General features: G+C 51.4%; 16 protein-coding genes. All 16 read left to right on the top strand.

Annotation, left to right across the window (positions count from 1 at the left end; translation table 11 throughout):
• Positions 1 to 2 precede the first annotated feature (2 nt).
• The 16 genes from rbfA to KJS42_RS00960 all read left to right on the top strand — a co-directional run bounded on the left by rbfA (position 3) and on the right by KJS42_RS00960 (position 17305).
• Positions 3 to 356: a 30S ribosome-binding factor RbfA gene (gene rbfA / locus KJS42_RS01035; RefSeq protein WP_155608012.1), complete on the top strand. Its 354-nt coding sequence runs from the start codon at positions 3 to 5 to the stop codon at positions 354 to 356.
• A gap of 216 nt (positions 357 to 572) precedes the next feature.
• Complete coding sequence (locus KJS42_RS01030) at positions 573 to 1553, top strand: DHH family phosphoesterase (protein ID WP_213621719.1); 981 nt, start codon at positions 573 to 575, stop codon at positions 1551 to 1553.
• On the top strand, positions 1550 to 2467 hold the full coding sequence (gene truB, locus KJS42_RS01025; protein ID WP_155608010.1) for a tRNA pseudouridine(55) synthase TruB: 918 nt from the start codon (positions 1550 to 1552) through the stop codon (positions 2465 to 2467). Before KJS42_RS01030 ends, truB begins: the two co-directional genes overlap by 4 nt.
• 46 nt (positions 2468 to 2513) lie before the next feature.
• Positions 2514 to 3461, top strand: a complete 948-nt coding sequence (locus KJS42_RS01020; protein WP_155608009.1) for a bifunctional riboflavin kinase/FAD synthetase — start codon at positions 2514 to 2516, stop codon at positions 3459 to 3461.
• Between the two features lie 169 nt (positions 3462 to 3630).
• A complete protein-coding gene (rpsO, locus tag KJS42_RS01015) occupies positions 3631 to 3900 on the top strand; it encodes a 30S ribosomal protein S15 (RefSeq protein ID WP_018752384.1) in 270 nt (89 codons plus the stop codon).
• Between the two features lie 245 nt (positions 3901 to 4145).
• Positions 4146 to 6254 carry a polyribonucleotide nucleotidyltransferase gene (gene pnp, locus KJS42_RS01010; RefSeq protein ID WP_213621718.1) on the top strand — a complete coding sequence of 703 codons (2109 nt, stop codon included), beginning with the start codon at positions 4146 to 4148 and terminating at the stop codon, positions 6252 to 6254.
• A 154-nt stretch (positions 6255 to 6408) separates the two neighbouring features.
• Positions 6409 to 7455, top strand: a complete 1047-nt coding sequence (locus KJS42_RS01005) for a polysaccharide deacetylase family protein (protein ID WP_193415238.1) — start codon at positions 6409 to 6411, stop codon at positions 7453 to 7455.
• Positions 7456 to 7540: 85 nt separating this feature from the next.
• Positions 7541 to 8794, top strand: coding sequence for a M16 family metallopeptidase (locus KJS42_RS01000; RefSeq protein ID WP_193415239.1), 1254 nt, complete (start codon positions 7541 to 7543; stop codon positions 8792 to 8794).
• On the top strand, positions 8784 to 9233 hold the full coding sequence (gene dut / locus KJS42_RS00995; protein ID WP_193415240.1) for a dUTP diphosphatase: 450 nt from the start codon (positions 8784 to 8786) through the stop codon (positions 9231 to 9233). Before KJS42_RS01000 ends, dut begins: the two co-directional genes overlap by 11 nt.
• Before the next feature lie 856 nt (positions 9234 to 10089).
• A complete protein-coding gene (gene dpsA, locus KJS42_RS00990; RefSeq protein ID WP_193415241.1) occupies positions 10090 to 10989 on the top strand; it encodes a dipicolinate synthase subunit DpsA in 900 nt (299 codons plus the stop codon).
• The gene (locus KJS42_RS00985) at positions 10986 to 11579 is read left to right on the top strand and encodes a dipicolinate synthase subunit B (RefSeq protein WP_193415242.1); all 594 of its coding nucleotides are present in this window, start codon (positions 10986 to 10988) and stop codon (positions 11577 to 11579) included. The genes dpsA and KJS42_RS00985 overlap by 4 nt, the downstream gene beginning before the upstream one ends.
• A 262-nt stretch (positions 11580 to 11841) precedes the next feature.
• The gene (gene dapG, locus KJS42_RS00980) at positions 11842 to 13062 is read left to right on the top strand and encodes an aspartate kinase (protein ID WP_155608006.1); all 1221 of its coding nucleotides are present in this window, start codon (positions 11842 to 11844) and stop codon (positions 13060 to 13062) included.
• Positions 13063 to 13159: 97 nt separating this feature from the next.
• Positions 13160 to 14020 (top strand): 4-hydroxy-tetrahydrodipicolinate synthase, encoded by an 861-nt coding sequence (gene dapA, locus KJS42_RS00975; RefSeq protein ID WP_193415393.1) that lies wholly within the window; start codon positions 13160 to 13162, stop codon positions 14018 to 14020.
• A 461-nt stretch (positions 14021 to 14481) separates the two neighbouring features.
• Positions 14482 to 16161, top strand: coding sequence for a ribonuclease J (locus tag KJS42_RS00970; protein WP_155608005.1), 1680 nt, complete (start codon positions 14482 to 14484; stop codon positions 16159 to 16161).
• Between the two features lie 173 nt (positions 16162 to 16334).
• On the top strand, positions 16335 to 17084 hold the full coding sequence (locus tag KJS42_RS00965; protein WP_239483948.1) for a ClpP family protease: 750 nt from the start codon (positions 16335 to 16337) through the stop codon (positions 17082 to 17084).
• Positions 17081 to 17305: a YlzJ-like family protein gene (locus tag KJS42_RS00960; RefSeq protein ID WP_155608003.1), complete on the top strand. Its 225-nt coding sequence runs from the start codon at positions 17081 to 17083 to the stop codon at positions 17303 to 17305. The genes KJS42_RS00965 and KJS42_RS00960 overlap by 4 nt, the downstream gene beginning before the upstream one ends.
• The last annotated feature ends 61 nt before the right edge of the window (positions 17306 to 17366 follow it).

The following is a 17366-nucleotide window of genomic DNA, read 5'->3' as shown; positions in this document are numbered from 1 at the left end:
AAATGGCCAAAAATCGTACCGGCCGCGTAGGCGAACAGATTAAGAAAGAACTTAGCGTGCTCATCCAGAGTGAACTGAAAGATCCGCGCATCGGTTTTGTCACGGTGACCGGGGTCGATGTGACAAGCGATTTGTCACAGGCCAAAGTTTATCTCAGTGTGTTTGGCGACGAAGAGAAGAAAAACGAATCCTTAAAAGCGATAGAGAAAGCAACTGGCTTCTTACGCACCGAAATCGGAAAACGAATTCGGCTGCGTCATACGCCGGAGTTGATCTTCAAGATCGACGAATCCATCGCTTACGGCAGCCGGATCGAGAAGATTCTCGGCGAAATCACGCACGAGCACGAAGAATGATATGTAACATGAAGAATGATATTTCAAATGGAATCAAAAACTCAGCTTCTCAGTACCGAGAAGGTTGGATGAACCGGGGACCGAGTAGCGGAGCGTAGGTAAGCCTACGTGAGCAACGGAGGGACCTGGTGAGTTCAAGATTCGATGTCGAATGGCTACATGAAATACATCGTGATCCAAAGATGAGTTTTTGATGTCCTCTAGAAGGAGACGGCTATGCAGACGACCTATGAACGGGAGCTGAGTCAGAGCAAGGAGTTTTTGACTCAGAATGATCATTTCCTCATCGTGTCGCATGTTCAGCCGGACGGTGACGCAGTCAGTTCCACCCTTGTGGTGGGCTGGCTTCTGTCATGTCTGGGCAAAAAATTCGTGATGGTCAACGAAGGGCCGATCCCCAAGCGGATGCGTTACCTTTGGCATGCGGAGGAAATTCTCGACTTGTCGGTCACGCCGCTTGACCGTAAATTTGATCATGTGATTTGCGTGGATTGCGCCGATTTCAAACGAGTAGGTACCACGCACGAATGGTTTGCCGAAGGCGCGCAGCTGCTGAATATTGATCATCATCCGACCAATGATCTTTACGGTTCGGTCAATCTCGTCGTACCGAGCGCGGCAGCCACTGCCGAGATCTTATTCGATCTTCTTGCTTATATGGGACTCGAATTGGACGAGTCGGCTGCAACAGCGCTTTATACAGGTTTGTTGACGGATACCGGTGGGTTTCGGTATTCCAACACGTCGCCGAAGGTCATGGCGGCCGCATCCAAACTGTTGGAATACGGCGTAGACGGTCCCGGATTATCCGAGCTGTTGCTGGAGCAAATGACGTTGCCGCAGCTGCGCTTACTGACCCGGGCACTAAATGGTCTTGAGCTTACGGAAGACGGGAAGATTGGCTGGGTATCCGTAGATGACGAAGATTTGAAAGCGACCGGTGCGGTTCACGAGGATATGGAAGGCATCGTCAATTATCCGCGGAATATTCAAGGGGTCGAAGTAGGGCTGCTGTTTAAAGTCATTAACGAACATGCCGTTAAGGTGAGCATGCGATCCGCCGGGACCGTCGATGTGGCAAGGGTCGCCCAAAGCTTTGGTGGAGGCGGACATGTCCGTGCTGCTGGTGCTCGCATCGAGGGTACCTTGGAGACGATCATCCCAAGGGTTCTGGAACAAGTGAGGCTGCAGTTATGAATGCATACGAAGGCATTTTGCCTATCCACAAGCCGGCTGGGTTTACTTCTCATGATGTGGTCGCCAAATGCCGCGGCATTCTGAAGATGAAACGGATCGGTCATACCGGCACGCTAGACCCGGCAGTCACAGGCGTGTTGCCGTTATGTCTAGGTCGCGCAACGCGAATGGTTGAATATTTGCAAGAATTGCCGAAGGAATATGAGGCGACTCTAGTGCTTGGCGTTGCTACGGATACGGAGGACATGACGGGCGAAATCATCGAACAAGTGGAAGAAGTTCGGGTCACGGAAGAGGAAGTTCGACAGGTATTGTCCCGTTTCATTGGAACGATCTCACAGATTCCGCCGATGTATTCCGCACTGAAGCAAGACGGCAAGCGATTGTATGAGTTGGCGCGGGAAGGTAAAACCGTGGAGCGTAAGCCCCGCGAAGTGACGATTCATGAATTGGAGCTGCTGGCTTTCCATCCGGAAGGACCTCATCCTCGGATTTCTTTCCGGGCGTTATGTTCCAAAGGGACTTACATCCGCACACTGTGCGTCGATATCGGGCGAGCTCTAGGCGTCCCTGCTGCGATGACCGAGTTAAAGCGGACAATGTCGGCCGGCATCGCGGAGTCGCACTGTCTGACGCTGGACGAGGTAGCGAGGCATGTCGCGGGCGGAACGCTGCAAGAGCATTTACTGCCGGTTGATAGAGCTGTGGAGCATTTGCCGGCCCATATCGTCGAGGCCGATAAGGTTAAAGCGGCATTGCAAGGTCAACGGCTGTCTTCTACCGTCGTATCTCCAGCGGTCAAACGCGGTGAAACCGTACGGCTTTACAGCCCAGAACATCAATTTTTAGGCATTTTCCGGGTGGAAGAGGAGACGATGGCTGTGAAGGCAGTCAAAGTGTTTTTACCCGAATAGGACTCATGAAATGCGCATTCCGAGGGAAATTGCAGGTGACACGATCATGGAAACGATAAGATTATCATATCCACTAACCGAACGATTTATTGAACAAAATGCTCGCCCGCAAGTGCTGGCGATCGGTCAATTTGATGGGCTTCACCTGGGGCATGCCAGCGTGATTGATTCTGCTGTCAGGCTGGCTGGCGAACTAGGCCTTCCCGCCTCCGTCATGACGTTCCATCCGCATCCGAAGGAGGTCATGAAGAAAGGCGATTATGACGGCTACTTGACGCCCCCGGAGGAGAAGGAGCGAATTTTACGGGAAATGGGCGTGGATTTCGTATATATCGTTGAATTTAACGATGCCTTCTCCCGGGTGAGTCCGCAAAATTTCGTATCCGGGATCTTGGTGCCGCTTAAGGTACACACGGCGGTTGTTGGCTTTGACTTCCGCTATGGTTACCGGGGTGAAGGAGACGCAGGGATGCTTCGCGAGTTGAGCGGCAATGTTCTGGACGTGAACACGGTGCCGCCGTTCCTGATCGATGGGGAGAAGGTCAGCAGCTCGGGTATTCGTAAGGCACTGCAGGAGGGCGAAATCGAGTTAGCCAATCGCTGGTTTGGTCGGACGTACTCGCTGAGAGGGACGGTCATGCACGGTGAAAAGCGTGGGCGCCAGCTCGGTTTTCCGACAGCGAACCTTAAACTGGCGGAACACTATGTCGTGCCGGCCAGCGGGGTATACGCCGTGCGGGTTACCCACAACGGCACCACCTACACCGGTGTGATGAACGTTGGGGTCAAGCCAACCTTTCATGAGGATGGGAAGATCTTTTGGCTCGAAGCTCATCTATTTGAGTTTTCCGGTGAGATTTATGATGAGAGCTTGTCCGTGGAATTGGTTCATTATATCCGTGAGGAGCGCAAGTTCACTTCGCTGGATGAGTTGATCGCCCAAATCGGACGGGATGCAGATACCGCTAAACGTCTGCTGAAGACTTCCCCGTAATCAAGCCGGACTTGGCATTTACTTTGCCTATCGGCTATGATATACTATGTAACGTTGTCATGCGGAAGAACATGTTTTTTCCAAGCGGCAGCAGAACCTTGGCTTGGTTGCGCGGTTTCACCGCCGGCGACGAGGCTAACGGCGATTTGAGATAAAGGAGGTGAACAGGATGGCATTGACTCAAGAACGTAAACAACAATTGATCCAAGAGCACAAAACTCATGAGTCCGATACCGGATCCCCTGAGGTGCAAATTGCTATCCTTACGGAGAACATCGTGAATTTGACGGACCACTTGCGTACGCACAAGAAGGACCATCATTCCCGTCGCGGTCTTCTGAAGATGGTTGGTCAACGTCGTAAGTTGTTGGCTTACCTGAAGAACAAAGACGTGAGACGTTACTCCGCTTTGATCGAGAAACTTGGATTGCGTCGTTAATTCGAAAGTTTGATAAAAGCAGCCTAGTTGCATGGCGGACGCTGGCGAAGCGTGCGTGTGCGGCCGGGTTGCTTTTTACCCATTTAGGGGCTTGTTACGATAAGCTTCCACGATCAGCTCCTTCAGGAGCTTTTGTTATGAGGACATCTTTCTATTGCTAGACAGCCGTTCATCTTATGAATTGCCGAAAAGCAGGAAATAATGAACTCAGTACCGAACTTGTAATGGTGATAAGGAGGGATTTCATGCAGAATCAAGTGAAAATGAATTTGGGGGGGAGACCTCTCATTTTGGAAACCGGCCGATTGGCCAAGCAAGCAAACGCGGCCGTCATGGTCCGCTACGGAGATACGGCGGTGCTTTGTACGGTTACGGCCTCTTCGGAGCCCAAGGACTTGGACTTTTTCCCGTTGACGGTCAATTATGAAGAGAAACTTTATGCAGTCGGTAAAATTCCCGGTGGCTTCATTAAACGGGAAGGACGTCCGAGCGAAAAGGCCATTTTGGCTAGCCGCTTGACCGACCGTCCGATTCGCCCGCTGTTCCCGGAAGGATTCCGTAACGACGTGCAAATCGTAAACCTGGTCATGAGCGTGGATCAAGACTGCGAGCCGGAAATTGCGGCAATGATTGGGACTTCTGCAGCGCTGAGCATTTCCGATGTTCCGTTTAACGGGCCGATCGGCGGCGTAGCGGTTGGACGGGTTAACGGGCAATTCGTGATTAATCCGGACGTGGCTGAGCAAGAAGCCAGTGACATTTACGTGGTTGTAGCCGGTACCAAAGACGCCATCATGATGGTGGAGGCGGAAGCCAACGAAGTGCCTGAAGAGGTGATGCTCGAGGCGATCATGTTCGGCCATGATGAAATCAAGAATATCGTTGCCGTCATCGAAGAGCTCGTGAAAGTAGCCGGCAAAGAGAAGATGCAAGTGAAGCTCCATAAAGTGAATGAAGATGTGAACCGGGAAGTTCGCGCTTTGGCCCAGAATCGTCTGGTTGAAGCCGTGAAAATTGCCGAGAAGCATGCGCGTCAGGATGCGATTGATGCCATCAACGACGAAACGGTGGCTCATTTCGAAGAGAAATACATAGAATCGCCGGAATTGCTTGCCGATGTGAAGGAAGTCTTGCATGACATCGTTAAGGAAGAAGTACGCCGGTTGATTACCCATGATAAAGTGCGCCCTGACGGTCGTAAATTGGAAGAAATTCGTCCGATCGAATGCGATATTAATCTGTTGCCACGTACGCATGGCTCCGGTCTGTTTACCCGCGGTCAAACGCAAGCGTTGAGCGTATGTACGCTGGGGGCACTGGGTGACGTTCAAATTCTTGACGGCATCGATCTGGAAGAATCCAAGCGCTTTATGCACCATTATAACTTCCCGCCGTTCAGCGTTGGTGAAGCTCGTCCACTCCGGGCTCCGGGCCGCCGCGAAATCGGTCACGGCGCTCTAGGCGAACGCGCGTTGTCGAAGGTGATTCCGCCGGAAACCGAATTCCCGTATACGATTCGTCTTGTATCGGAAGTATTGGAATCCAACGGTTCGACGTCCCAAGCGAGCATCTGCGCCAGCACGCTGGCCATGATGGATGCGGGCGTTCCGATCAAAGCTCCGGTTGCCGGGGTGGCGATGGGTCTGATTAAAGACGGCGAGCACGTGTCTATCCTGACTGACATTCAAGGGATGGAAGATCATCTCGGAGACATGGACTTCAAAGTGGCAGGCACTTCGGAAGGCGTTACGGCTATTCAAATGGATATCAAGATCGACGGAATCGACCGGCAGATTTTGACCGATGCTTTGAAACAAGCCCGAGAAGGTCGGATGTTTATCCTGTCCAAAATGATGGAGCGCATTCAAAAGCCGAAGGAGCATTTGTCCCCTTACGCGCCGAAGATCGTTATCATGCACATCAATCCGGACAAGATCCGCGATGTCATCGGGGCAGGCGGCAAGATCATCAACAAGATCATCGAGGAAACCGGCGTGAAAATCGATATCGAACAAGACGGCCGCGTATTTATCGCTTCTACGAACGAAGAGATGAACAGCAAAGCGCGTTCGATTATCGAAGGGATCGTCAAGGAAGTCGTGGTCGGTGAAATTTATGTAGGTACCGTCAAACGGATTGAAAAATTCGGCGCTTTCGTCGAGATTTTGCCGGGGAAAGACGGTTTGGTGCATATTTCCCAGTTGTCCACGGAACGCGTAGCTAAAGTGGAGGACGTCGTGGCGATCGGTGATACGGTAACTGTCAAGGTAACCGAGATCGACAACCAAGGACGGATCAATCTTTCCCGCAAAGCGGTACTAACCGCAGAAACGGAAAAATCCTCTTCCAACTAAATAACGCAGCTTGACGACGCAGGCCATCCTTGCGGGAAAAGAGACAGAATGAATCAATTCTGGCTCTTTTTTAATGCTTCCGGAAAGGAAGCATATCTACGGGCTTGTCAACATATGATGGGGACAAAAACCGTTTGAGGGGATGAGCTTCAGCATGGGTCGGAACAAGTTTGCGGTCATCGCGATATGCATTGCCTTTGTCATGATACTGGGGCAGTTTGCTGGCATTCGGGCTTTTGTCGCGGAAAGCTCAGAGGGAGAGGGCGGCAGCTTCGCCTTCCGCCTGATTAACGACCTGGCCGGAGGCCCTGGCGCTAAAGGCTTGCAAGATCAAGAAAGCGGCGGGGCTACGAAGGCTCCAGATCCACTTCTGGCTCAAATCCGAGATGAGGCCGCAAAGCGGCGGATTGCGCCGGTGGACGCCGTCGTCGACCGGGTCTGGAAAGCCATTCCCGGTTATAACGGCCGTGAGGTGGATATTGAACTCACCTACGCCAAGGCCAAGCAGCAACCAGAAGGTGCTGAAATCGAATACGTATATCGCGAGCTGAAACCGAAGGTGAATCTGGATGATCTGGGTGCCCAGCCGATATACCGGGGGAATCCGAATAAGCCGATGGCGGCGCTGATGATCAATGTCGCCTGGGGCAACGAATATCTTGTGCCTATGCTTGATACGTTGGATAAGTCGAAGGTGAAAGCTACCTTCTTCCTCGATGGCAGCTGGTTAAAGAAGAATGAAGAGATGGCCGCTGAAATCAAGCGGCGGGGTCATCAAATTGAAAATCATGCCTACTCGCATCCGAATATGAGCGAGTTGGAAGTAACCCGGGCTCGTCTCGAGATCTCCAAGACGAAAGACCTGTTGAAGGAGAAGCTGGGCGTGGAGAACCGCTGGTTTGCTCCGCCTTCGGGCGATTATAATATGCAAACCGTTAAACTGGCAGCAGAACAAGGGCTCAAGACGGTCTTGTGGACCTTGGATACAGTGGATTGGAGAAACCCGCCGGCATCCAGCATCATCAGTAAGATCGGCAGCAAGGTGGAGCCGGGAACGCTCATTCTGATGCATCCGACGGCATCCAGCCGGGATGCGATTGAGGGGATGATTCAGGCCATCCGAAGTAAAGGGCTGACGCTAGGCACGGTAGAGCAGACGTTGTCGCCGGACCGGATCGAAGCCGAGGTTCCTCAGAGTTGAGCTTGCCGCCTTTTTTTGGTAGGATAGGGATGCATTTATTAACGATGCACAGAAATGCTTTGCAAAACATTTAGGAGGGCCTCTCGTGAAGAAAACGCAATTGAAAAACGGCCTTCGGGTGGTTATGGAGAAAATACCGACTTGTCGTTCTGTCTCGTTCGGTATTTGGGTCAAAACCGGCTCCCGCAATGAGAGCCCTGAACGGGGCGGAATTTCACATTTCATCGAACACATGTTATTTAAAGGTACGGAGCGGTACAGCGCCAAGGATATCGCAGAGCAATTTGATGCGATCGGCGGGAATGTAAACGCATTTACGTCAAAGGAATATACCTGTTATTATGCCAAAGTGCTGGATGAGCATTTACCGATCGCGGTTGACGTGTTGTCGGACATGTTTTTCCGTTCCTTGTTCGATGCGGAAGAGTTGCGGAAAGAGAAGAACGTGATCGTCGAAGAAATCTCCATGTACGAAGATACGCCAGACGATATGGTGCACGACCTCGTGTCACAGGCGGCTTACGGGGAACATCCGCTGGCGCTGCCGATTTTAGGAACCGAGGAGCAGCTTCGCGCAATGGAATCCGAGCATCTTCGGGAATATATGCGGGAGCACTACACGATCGAGAACACGGTCATCAGCGTTGCCGGCAACATAGACGATCACGTGATCGATCTGCTAGAGAAATATTTCGGAGACTTTTCGAACCGAGGAAGTTCCAGCGCGTTGGAATCACCCGATTTTCTTGGTGGACTCCGATTTCATCGCAAGAAAACAGAGCAGAACCATATTTGCTTATCTTTTCCGGGATTATCGGTTGGCGAAGAGAAGCAGTACGCCATGGTGCTGCTTAACAATGCGATTGGCGGTGGCATGAGTTCGCGCCTCTTCCAGGAGATTCGCGAGAAACGCGGTTTGGCGTATTCCGTGTACTCCTATCATAGCTCGCATGCAGACAGCGGATTATTTACGGTTTACGCAGGAACCGCGCCTCGCCAGACCAAGGAAGTGCTGGACTTGACCAAGGAGATCCTGCACGACGTATCGGTCAACGGGATTACCGTCGGTGAGCTGAGTAAAGGCAAGGAACAATTGAAGGGGAGCTTGATCTTGAGCCTGGAGAGCACCGGAAGCCGGATGAATCGACTCGGCAAGAACGAGTTGATGCTCGGCAGACATTATACCTTGGATGAAATGATCGCCCGGATCGAGGCGGTGACGATGGACGATGTCAATCAGGTGATGAAGGCTATGTTTAGCCAACCGTTTTCGCTTGCGATGGTGGGTTCCTCGGATCGTGTGATTTCGGGAGTAAGGAGAGATGAACTTGTCGTTTGAAGTACAAATTAACCGTTTAGCGGGAAATGAAGATATTGAACTGCCTCGCAAAATGTCGGAGCTAGCCTCCGGCTTTGACCTCTATGCTGCCGTTACGGAGCAACTGACGCTCCAGCCGGGGCAACGTGCCCTCGTGCCGACCGGGATCGCCATTGCGATGCCCGGCGGCCTAGAGGCGCAAATCCGTCCGCGCAGCGGTCTGGCCTTTAAGCACGGGATTACGTGTCTAAACACGCCGGGTACGATCGATGCCGATTATCGCGGCGAAATTAAGGTACTGCTGATCAACCTCGGGCAGGAGCCGTTTGTGATTCAGCGGAATGAACGGATTGCACAGATGGTGTTCCAGATCGTTCCTGAGGTGAATCTCGTTCAAGTGGACGAGCTGTCTGAGACCGTTCGCGGCGACGGTGGATTTGGCCATACGGGAACGAAGTAAAGCGTAGGAGCAAAGGGCATATTTGAACCTGCATTTCTTCTGTAGGTAACTAGTGGATAAGGGTAAAAAAGGTTCTTATTTTCGGTTAAGCAGGGGTTATAGCCGAAATAAAGGACTTTTTTACCCTTATTTTCATTCATCGCTCTTAAAAGTTGCTTAATAGGCCCAGTTCAGCTCAGAATTAAGCCCTAAATGTCCTCTATTATTGAGATTTAGAGGGATTTGGTTGAAATAGCGACCTAAATGTCCCTTGTTTTCTCCAGGACTAGTACATGAGAGAAACCGCCCAACACCGCACGATCTTATACTATTGTGGCTATTCCCTTGAACTGCAGCAGATGCGATCTCCTTTAACTTCTCCATTTGGGCGTCTCGTTCTTCAATAATGTCTTGGCGCCGAACTAACCCTCCGTATGGTCTCGTAAATCTACAGCTACATTCCGAATGTTCTTCTTCTCCTGCACCCCATCATTTTTAACCAATGTTCATTTTTCACAGCAGGTGCTCCCTTGGAAAGCGCGATTAATAGCTGTGAAGGCGTAAGCCCACCCAACTCGACAACAAGATCACCTCGTTGTAATGACGCCATTGTCCTTATAACAACCGGGCCTTGGGGCGTCCAATATAAAGGTAAATCCAAGTATAGCAGGGAGGGTAAATAAGAGCTGATACCGGTGTGAGGATCTTGAAGTTACACCATAAGTTCTTCAAAAGCAAAGAAAAAGCGGCTTGATAAACGGGAGTCATCGTGCTGCTATGACGATTTACATATCCTGGATCCTCCCTTTTCACCACTTCGTGGGCAACGGCATAAGATGCTCTATACTGTGTTGCTTGGAAGGAGTGCCGTCTAAGAATGCTGACTGGAATAACGATTGTATTCCTCGGTGGTGACGCCAGGCAGGTGGAGGTCATCAACAAATGTCTGGAACTAGACGCAACGGTACGGGTTGTTGGCTTTGATCGGTTGGAGACCCCGCTGAAGGGAGTATCGCAGGAGACGTTAAGTCCAGGATTGCTGGCCGGTGCCGACGTCATCATCCTTCCGGTAATCGGTTGCGATGACCACGGCGTTGTCCCAGCGCCGTTCTCTGCGGAACAACTGGTCATCAAACACGAATGGTTCGCAGCTATTCGAAAAAGCACACTGGTCTATACCGGGATTGCCAAAAGCTTCTTGAAGCAAATGAGCACGGATCACGGTTTCCAGATCATCGAGGTGCTCGATCGTGACGACGTCGCCATCTATAACTCGATTCCGACAGCGGAAGGCGCCGTGATGATGGCGATCCAGAATACGGACATTACCATTCACGGTTCGACTTGCATCGTGCTGGGGATTGGGCGAACAGGTTTTACGCTGGCGGCTACGCTGCAGGGTTTGGGAGCGAATGTAAGGGTAGGGGTACGCCGGGAAGACGACGTGGCCAGAGCGGTGCAAATGGGCTGGAAGCCTTTTGCCACAAGGGATTTGGCCGCTAACGTAGCGGATGTTGACTTGATTTTTAATACGATTCCGACTATGATAGTCACAGCGCAAATCATCTCGAAACTGCCCCGCACGGCGGTGATCATCGACCTTGCTTCGGCGCCTGGTGGGACGGATTTCCGTTTCGCCGAGAAGCGCGGAGTCAAGGCGATTTTAGCCCCTGGCATCCCCGGTATCGTCGCTCCCAAAACGGCTGGAATTATTATGGCAAATACGATTTGTCAGTCGATTTTGGATGAGTATTTATTACGGGGGGATGAACAGTGAATTGGCAGGGAAAAACGGTAGGTTACGCCATTACGGGCTCGCATTGTACGTTTGCTGAGGTGATGCCTCAGATTCAGCGTTTTGTTGACGGAGGGGCGAAGGTTGTGCCGATCATATCCCAGTCGGTGCTTACGACCGACACCCGTTTCGGTAAATCAGAAGATTGGCGTAAACAGTTGAAAGATATTACAGGGAATGATATTATTTCTTCAATTGTCGAAGCTGAACCGCTGGGTCCAAGCAAGCTGCTCGACGTTTTGGTTATCGCGCCCTGCACGGGAACGAGCACGAGCAAGTTGGCTAACGCCGTTACGGACAGTCCCGTGCTTATGGCGGCGAAAGCCCAACTGCGAAACGGGCGTCCACTCGTCATCGCGGTGTCGACTAATGACGGTTTAGGTTTTAATTTGGCGAACATCGCTAAATTAATCGTGGCTAAAAACGTGTATTTCGTTCCATTCGGTCAAGATAATCCGATCGGTAAACCGAATTCGCTGGTAGCCAATATGGAACTGGTACCTGAAGCTTGCTATGCTGCGCTTGAAGGCAAACAGCTGCAACCGCTGATTATCGAACGCTTTCATGGGTAATCGGCAGCAGAGGGCATGCCAGGTGCTCAAGTAACCCATGCAGGCCGTTACACGCCGCGATTTTCTCAGGACGGACTCAACAACAAAGGTAGAAAGTATCGGAACAATTTGCTCAAAGGCGCAGCATGGAATGCCGTTTACAATCGCGGAGATCATTGCGGCGAAGGGGTATGTTTTCGAAGCTCTGGGTTCGTTAATCTTACTAAATCTTACGGAATGAAGTCATCGCTTTACTCCGCACTTATTAACTGGAGGAATATCCATGCGCATTTTGGTGCAAAAATTTGGTGGCACGTCTCTTTCAACGAAGGAAGCAAGAGACCATGTCATCTCACACGTACGCCGGGAACTGGATAACGGTTTCCGGCTCGTCGTGGTGGTTTCGGCCATGGGCCGCAAAGGCGATCCTTACGCGACAGATACTTTGCTTGATTTGGTTGCCGAGGGGGATGGCTATTTGCCGCCTCGCGAACAAGATTTGTTAATGGCTTGTGGTGAAATTATTTCCGCAGCCAAACTATGCAGTCTGTTAACCGAGCGGAACATTTCCTCCGTCGTGTTAACCGGAGCCCAAGCCGGTTTCCGAACGGACAGCCAGTACGGCAATGCAAGAATTCTGGATATCGTCCCTACAAGGGTGCTGGAAGAACTGCAGCAGAAGGATGTCGTAATCGTGACGGGATTTCAGGGTCAAAATCAGGGCGGCGATTTCACGACGTTGGGACGCGGAGGTAGCGATACATCCGCAACGGCCTTGGGAGCTGCGTTGCACGCTGAGATGGTCGACATATACACGGACGTGAATGGGATATTAACCGCGGATCCGCGGATCGTCGAGGATGCGAAGCCGCTGGAATACGTCAGCTACGCAGAAATCTGCAACATGGCGCATCAGGGCGCGAAGGTCATTCACCCCCGTGCGGTGGAAATCGCGATGCAATCAGGGATCCCTGTTCGCGTGCGATCGACTTTTTCGCAGGGAGAAGGAACGCTGGTCGCTAACCCCGAAGGGTTTAAGGATGTCCAGATCGGGATCGTAGACCGTTACGTGACTGGGATCGCTTACGTGGCGAACGTGACGCAGATTCGGGTGGAATCGGCTGGAAAGGGCCCGGATAACCTGCAATTGCAAGTGTTTAAGACGATGGCGGAGAATGACATCAGCGTTGATTTTATTAATGTGACCCCGACAGGCGTCGTTTATACCGTGTTTGACAAAGATTCGGCCAAGGCTGAAGCGGTATTGAAGTCGTTGGAGCTTTCACCTCAAATCTGCACCGGCTGTGCCAAGGTTTCGGTCATCGGCGGCGGGATTAACGGGGTACCGGGGATTATGGCAAAGATTGTCGAAGCATTGACCGAGCATGGGATTCAAATTCTGCAATCGGCAGATTCGAATACCACGATTTGGGTGCTGGTGCATAAGGACGATATGGTGCAAGCGCTGCGGGCGTTGCATGCCAAATTCGAACTGGGTCGTTAACCCTCGAAATCGTTGGATCGCATAGGGAAAAGGCAGGGAATGCTGATAGGGCAGTAATAATAAAGCGAAGCGGGAGACGGGAGGAGGAAATGGCGTGATTGATTTCGGAAGAGTAATTACAGCCATGGTAACGCCTTTTAATGATCAAGGGAAAATTGACTGGGACCAGACCGCAAGCCTGATCGACTATTTGGTGGAGGAGCAACAGTCCGACAGCCTTGTCGTAAGCGGAACAACGGGAGAGTCCCCTACGCTAACGGACGAAGAAAAGCTTGAATTATTTGCCTTTACGGTGAAGCATGTGGCCGGGCGCTGCAAAATCATCGCTGGCACAGGCAGCAACGATACTGCTCACTCCGTAAATTTGACGCGTGAAGCCGAAAAATGCGGCGTTGACGGAATCCTGCTGGTCGCCCCGTACTATAATAAGCCGAATCAGGAAGGCCTTTTCCGCCATTTTGAAGCGATCGCGGCCGTTACGAGCTTGCCGATCATTCTGTATAACGTACCGAGCCGTACGGTGGTCAGTTTAAGCGTAGATACGACGCTGCGGCTGGCGAAGATTCCTAACATTGTGGCTACCAAGGAATGCGCGCCGCTCGATCAAATTGCCACGATCGTATCTCAGGCACCAGACCATTTTAGAGTATACTCGGGGGATGATGCTTCTGCACTGCCGGCGATGGCAGTGGGGGCTTACGGCGTCATCAGCGTCGCCAGCCATGTTGCTGGCCGCACGATTAAAGAGATGGTCGTTCAATTCTTCAACGGACATGTCGATGAAGCAAGTCGTTTGCATCGGGAGCTCCTGCCGTTATTCAAGGTTTTGTTCGAGTGCCCGAATCCGGTTGCGGTGAAATATGCGTTAAACGAGACCGGTCATCCCGTTGGTTCAGTGCGGCTGCCGCTTGTACCGCCGAATGAAGAAGAAGCGTTGCGGATTCGCAGCATGCTCTAAACGGTTCCATCTTGCTTTTTAACCAAAAATGTGCTGCATTTCCATAAACCGATGCCTTCAACGAAGGCATCGGTTTTTTTGTCATGGTGCAAGGTAACGTTAAACGTAGGTAAAGCATCTGACTTGTTTTTTGCCAATTTAATCATGTATAATGATTTCAAGTGACTGGGTGCGGTGAATTTTTAAATTAAATGGCTCGTTCAAGAGAATGGCTTACATCAGCAAGCGAAGGCGGAGTTCGTTATGCTAAATCGCTGTAAGCTGGATGAAGCAATGTGGCATTACCATAGCTTGATTGAACAACCATTTAGATGATGATTTGGAGACACGACCAGACCGTCTTGATCGAGGCGGTTGTTTATTCCTGCAATCAAAGATTGGTAATCAAACGCAGTGGTCGGAGCCATTTCCATAGGAATTTTCGATACAACGTCCAAAATAATTAGGAGGGTTAGATTCACTTGTCTAAAAAAATGAATAATGAAAAATTGACGATTTTCGCATTGGGCGGCGTCGCAGAAATTGGGAAGAACATGTATGTCGTTCAATATGCCAATGACATCGTGGTCATCGACTCCGGGCTTAAGTTTCCGGAAGAGGACATGCTTGGCATCGACATCGTCATTCCCGATATCACTTACTTGACGGAGAACCGCGATAAAGTAAGAGGCATCGTGCTGACGCACGGACACGAAGACCATATCGGCGGTTTGCCATATGTGTTGAAGAACTTAAACGTTCCGGTTTACGGAACAAAACTGACTTTAGGGCTTGTCGAGAATAAGCTGAAGGAAGCGGGGCTGCTTGGCGAAACGAAACGCGTGCTGATCAACGCCGATTCCGTGATCGAGCTCGGAACGACGATGAAAGCTTCGTTCTTCCGGACAAATCATAGTATTCCGGATTCGGTTGGCGTATGCATCGAAACCCCGGAAGGCAACGTGGTTCATACCGGCGACTTCAAATTTGATCATACCCCAGTCAATGATCAATATGCGGACTTGCACCGGATGGGCGAAATCGGGAAAAATGGGGTTTTAGCACTTTTATCGGATAGCACCAATGCGGAGAGACCGGGCTTCACGCCTTCGGAGAAGAATGTCGGCATCGTTCTTAGCGATATTTTTCATAAAGCGAAGCAACGCGTCGTTGTGGCGACTTTCGCCTCCAACGTGCACCGCATTCAACAAGTCATCGACGCGGCGTACGCAACGAACCGGAAGCTGACGATTATCGGACGCAGCATGGTTAACGTCGTAACGATTGCAGAAGAACTTGGTTATTTGAACGTTCCGGACGGAATCATCATCGAGCCGGAGGAAGTTAACAAGATGGCGGCGGACCGCGTAGTCATTCTGTGCACGGGCAGCCAAGGGGAACCGATGTCCGCTTTAACGCGGATGGCTCGCTCGACGCACCGGAAGGTCGATATCCTTCCCGGGGATACGGTTATCATCGCGGCAACTCCAGTACCGGGCAATGAGAAGTATGTTGGACGGACGATCGACGAGCTGTTCCGCCTCGGCGCGGAAGTCATTTACAGCGGATCGAACTCCGGCGTGCACGTATCGGGTCACGGCAGCCAAGAAGAATTGAAGCTGATGCTGAATTTGATGCGGCCTAAATATTTCATTCCGATCCACGGGGAATACCGGATGCTGCGCAGACACGCGCTACTCGGCGAGTCGGTTGGCGTGGAGCCGGATAACATTTTCCTGGTTGATATCGGGGATACCATCGAGATTCAGAACGGCGTAGCCCGTAAAGCAGGGAAAGTGCCTGCCGGCAACGTGCTGATCGATGGACTTGGCGTTGGCGACGTCGGCAATATCGTTTTGCGCGACCGCAAGCTGTTGTCCCAAGACGGCATCCTGGTTGTCGTCGTTACGCTTAGCAAGCAGGACGGTACGATCGTGTCCGGTCCGGATATCATTTCCCGTGGCTTCGTTTATGTCCGTGAATCGGAAGGGCTTCTGGATGAGGCGAATCGGATCGTATCCAGCACGCTCGAGAAGCTGATGAGCGAGAACGTGAACGAGTGGGCATCGTTGAAAACCAACGTCAAGGATGCGCTCGGCCGATTCTTGTATGAGCAAACGCGCCGTAGACCGATGATCTTGCCGATCATTATGGAAGTATAACAATCGTATAGCACACAGTCGCCTCTTTTCCTGCCGGTAATTGGACGGTTCCTTGCAGGAGAGGAGGCTTTTTCATGTTTTGTATAGAGTGAAGAAGGTTGTCGGCATACTAAGGGCTGCGTAGCGTAACGAGACTTCGTCGGATATGCCGACACCGAAAGGAAGGCTTGACCATGAACAAGGACCTGAGCAAATCAACCGTTCGCAGCGAATCCGAGCTGCCGCCAAACGAGGCCGAGAAGAAAGAGGCCACGGTACCGGAAATGATTCAACAGCTGGGACAAACAGCGGTACCAACACCAGGTGAATCCAATGTTTATTGCTTGACGATCATCGGTCAGATCGAAGGGCATTTGGTATTGCCGCCGCAAAATAAAACAACCAAATACGAGCATTTGATTCCTCAATTGGTTGCGGCTGAACAGAATCCACGGATCGAAGGACTGTTAATTATTCTCAATACGGTAGGGGGCGATGTGGAGGCGGGGCTTGCGATCGCGGAGATGATCGCTTCCTTGTCCAAACCGACCGTTACTGTCGTCATCGGAGGGGGACATAGCATCGGGGTTCCGATTGCGGTGGCTTCCGATTATTCGCTAATTGCCGAAAGCGCGACGATGACAATTCATCCCATTCGCATGACGGGGCTTGTCATCGGGGTACCCCAGACGTTCGAATATATCGAGAAAATGCAGGAGCGTGTCGTGCGGTTCGTCACGACACACTCGCATATCACAGAGGAGTTGTTCAAGGAGCTGATGTTCAAAACCGGAGAATTAAATCGGGACATCGGAACTGCAGTTGGAGGCAATGATGCCGTGAAGTATGGGCTTATCGATGCGATCGGAGGTATCGGCGAGGGGTTGACCCAGCTGAATTCGTTGATCGAATCCCGGAGACAAGCGGGAGGGATCACACAATGACCCATTACACCATTCTTCCGGAAGAAGCCTACTGGGAAAATGCAGAGAATCAAGAGGCGTACGGAGAAATCGAGTTGAACGGCGTACTGATGCAGGTGCGGATGGAAGCCGGTAACCGGGCGACGATCGTACGGTTGCTGCGCTGCCAACTGGAGGATTATTTGAACCCGGAGCTGGCGCCCGGGCGGCAAATCGCTTTTTTTCCAACTTTATTGAAATGAGATAAATGCCGTCAACGGTATCTTCTCTAGGTCCCCCCTCGGTGATTATGGTATAATATTC

This window comes from Paenibacillus sp. J53TS2 (assembly GCF_018403305.1).
In the GTDB taxonomy this organism is placed as follows: domain Bacteria; phylum Bacillota; class Bacilli; order Paenibacillales; family Paenibacillaceae; genus Fontibacillus; species Fontibacillus rhizolycopersici.
Note: the sequence above shows the minus strand (reverse complement) of the source record. Positions and strands in the feature narration are given on the sequence as shown.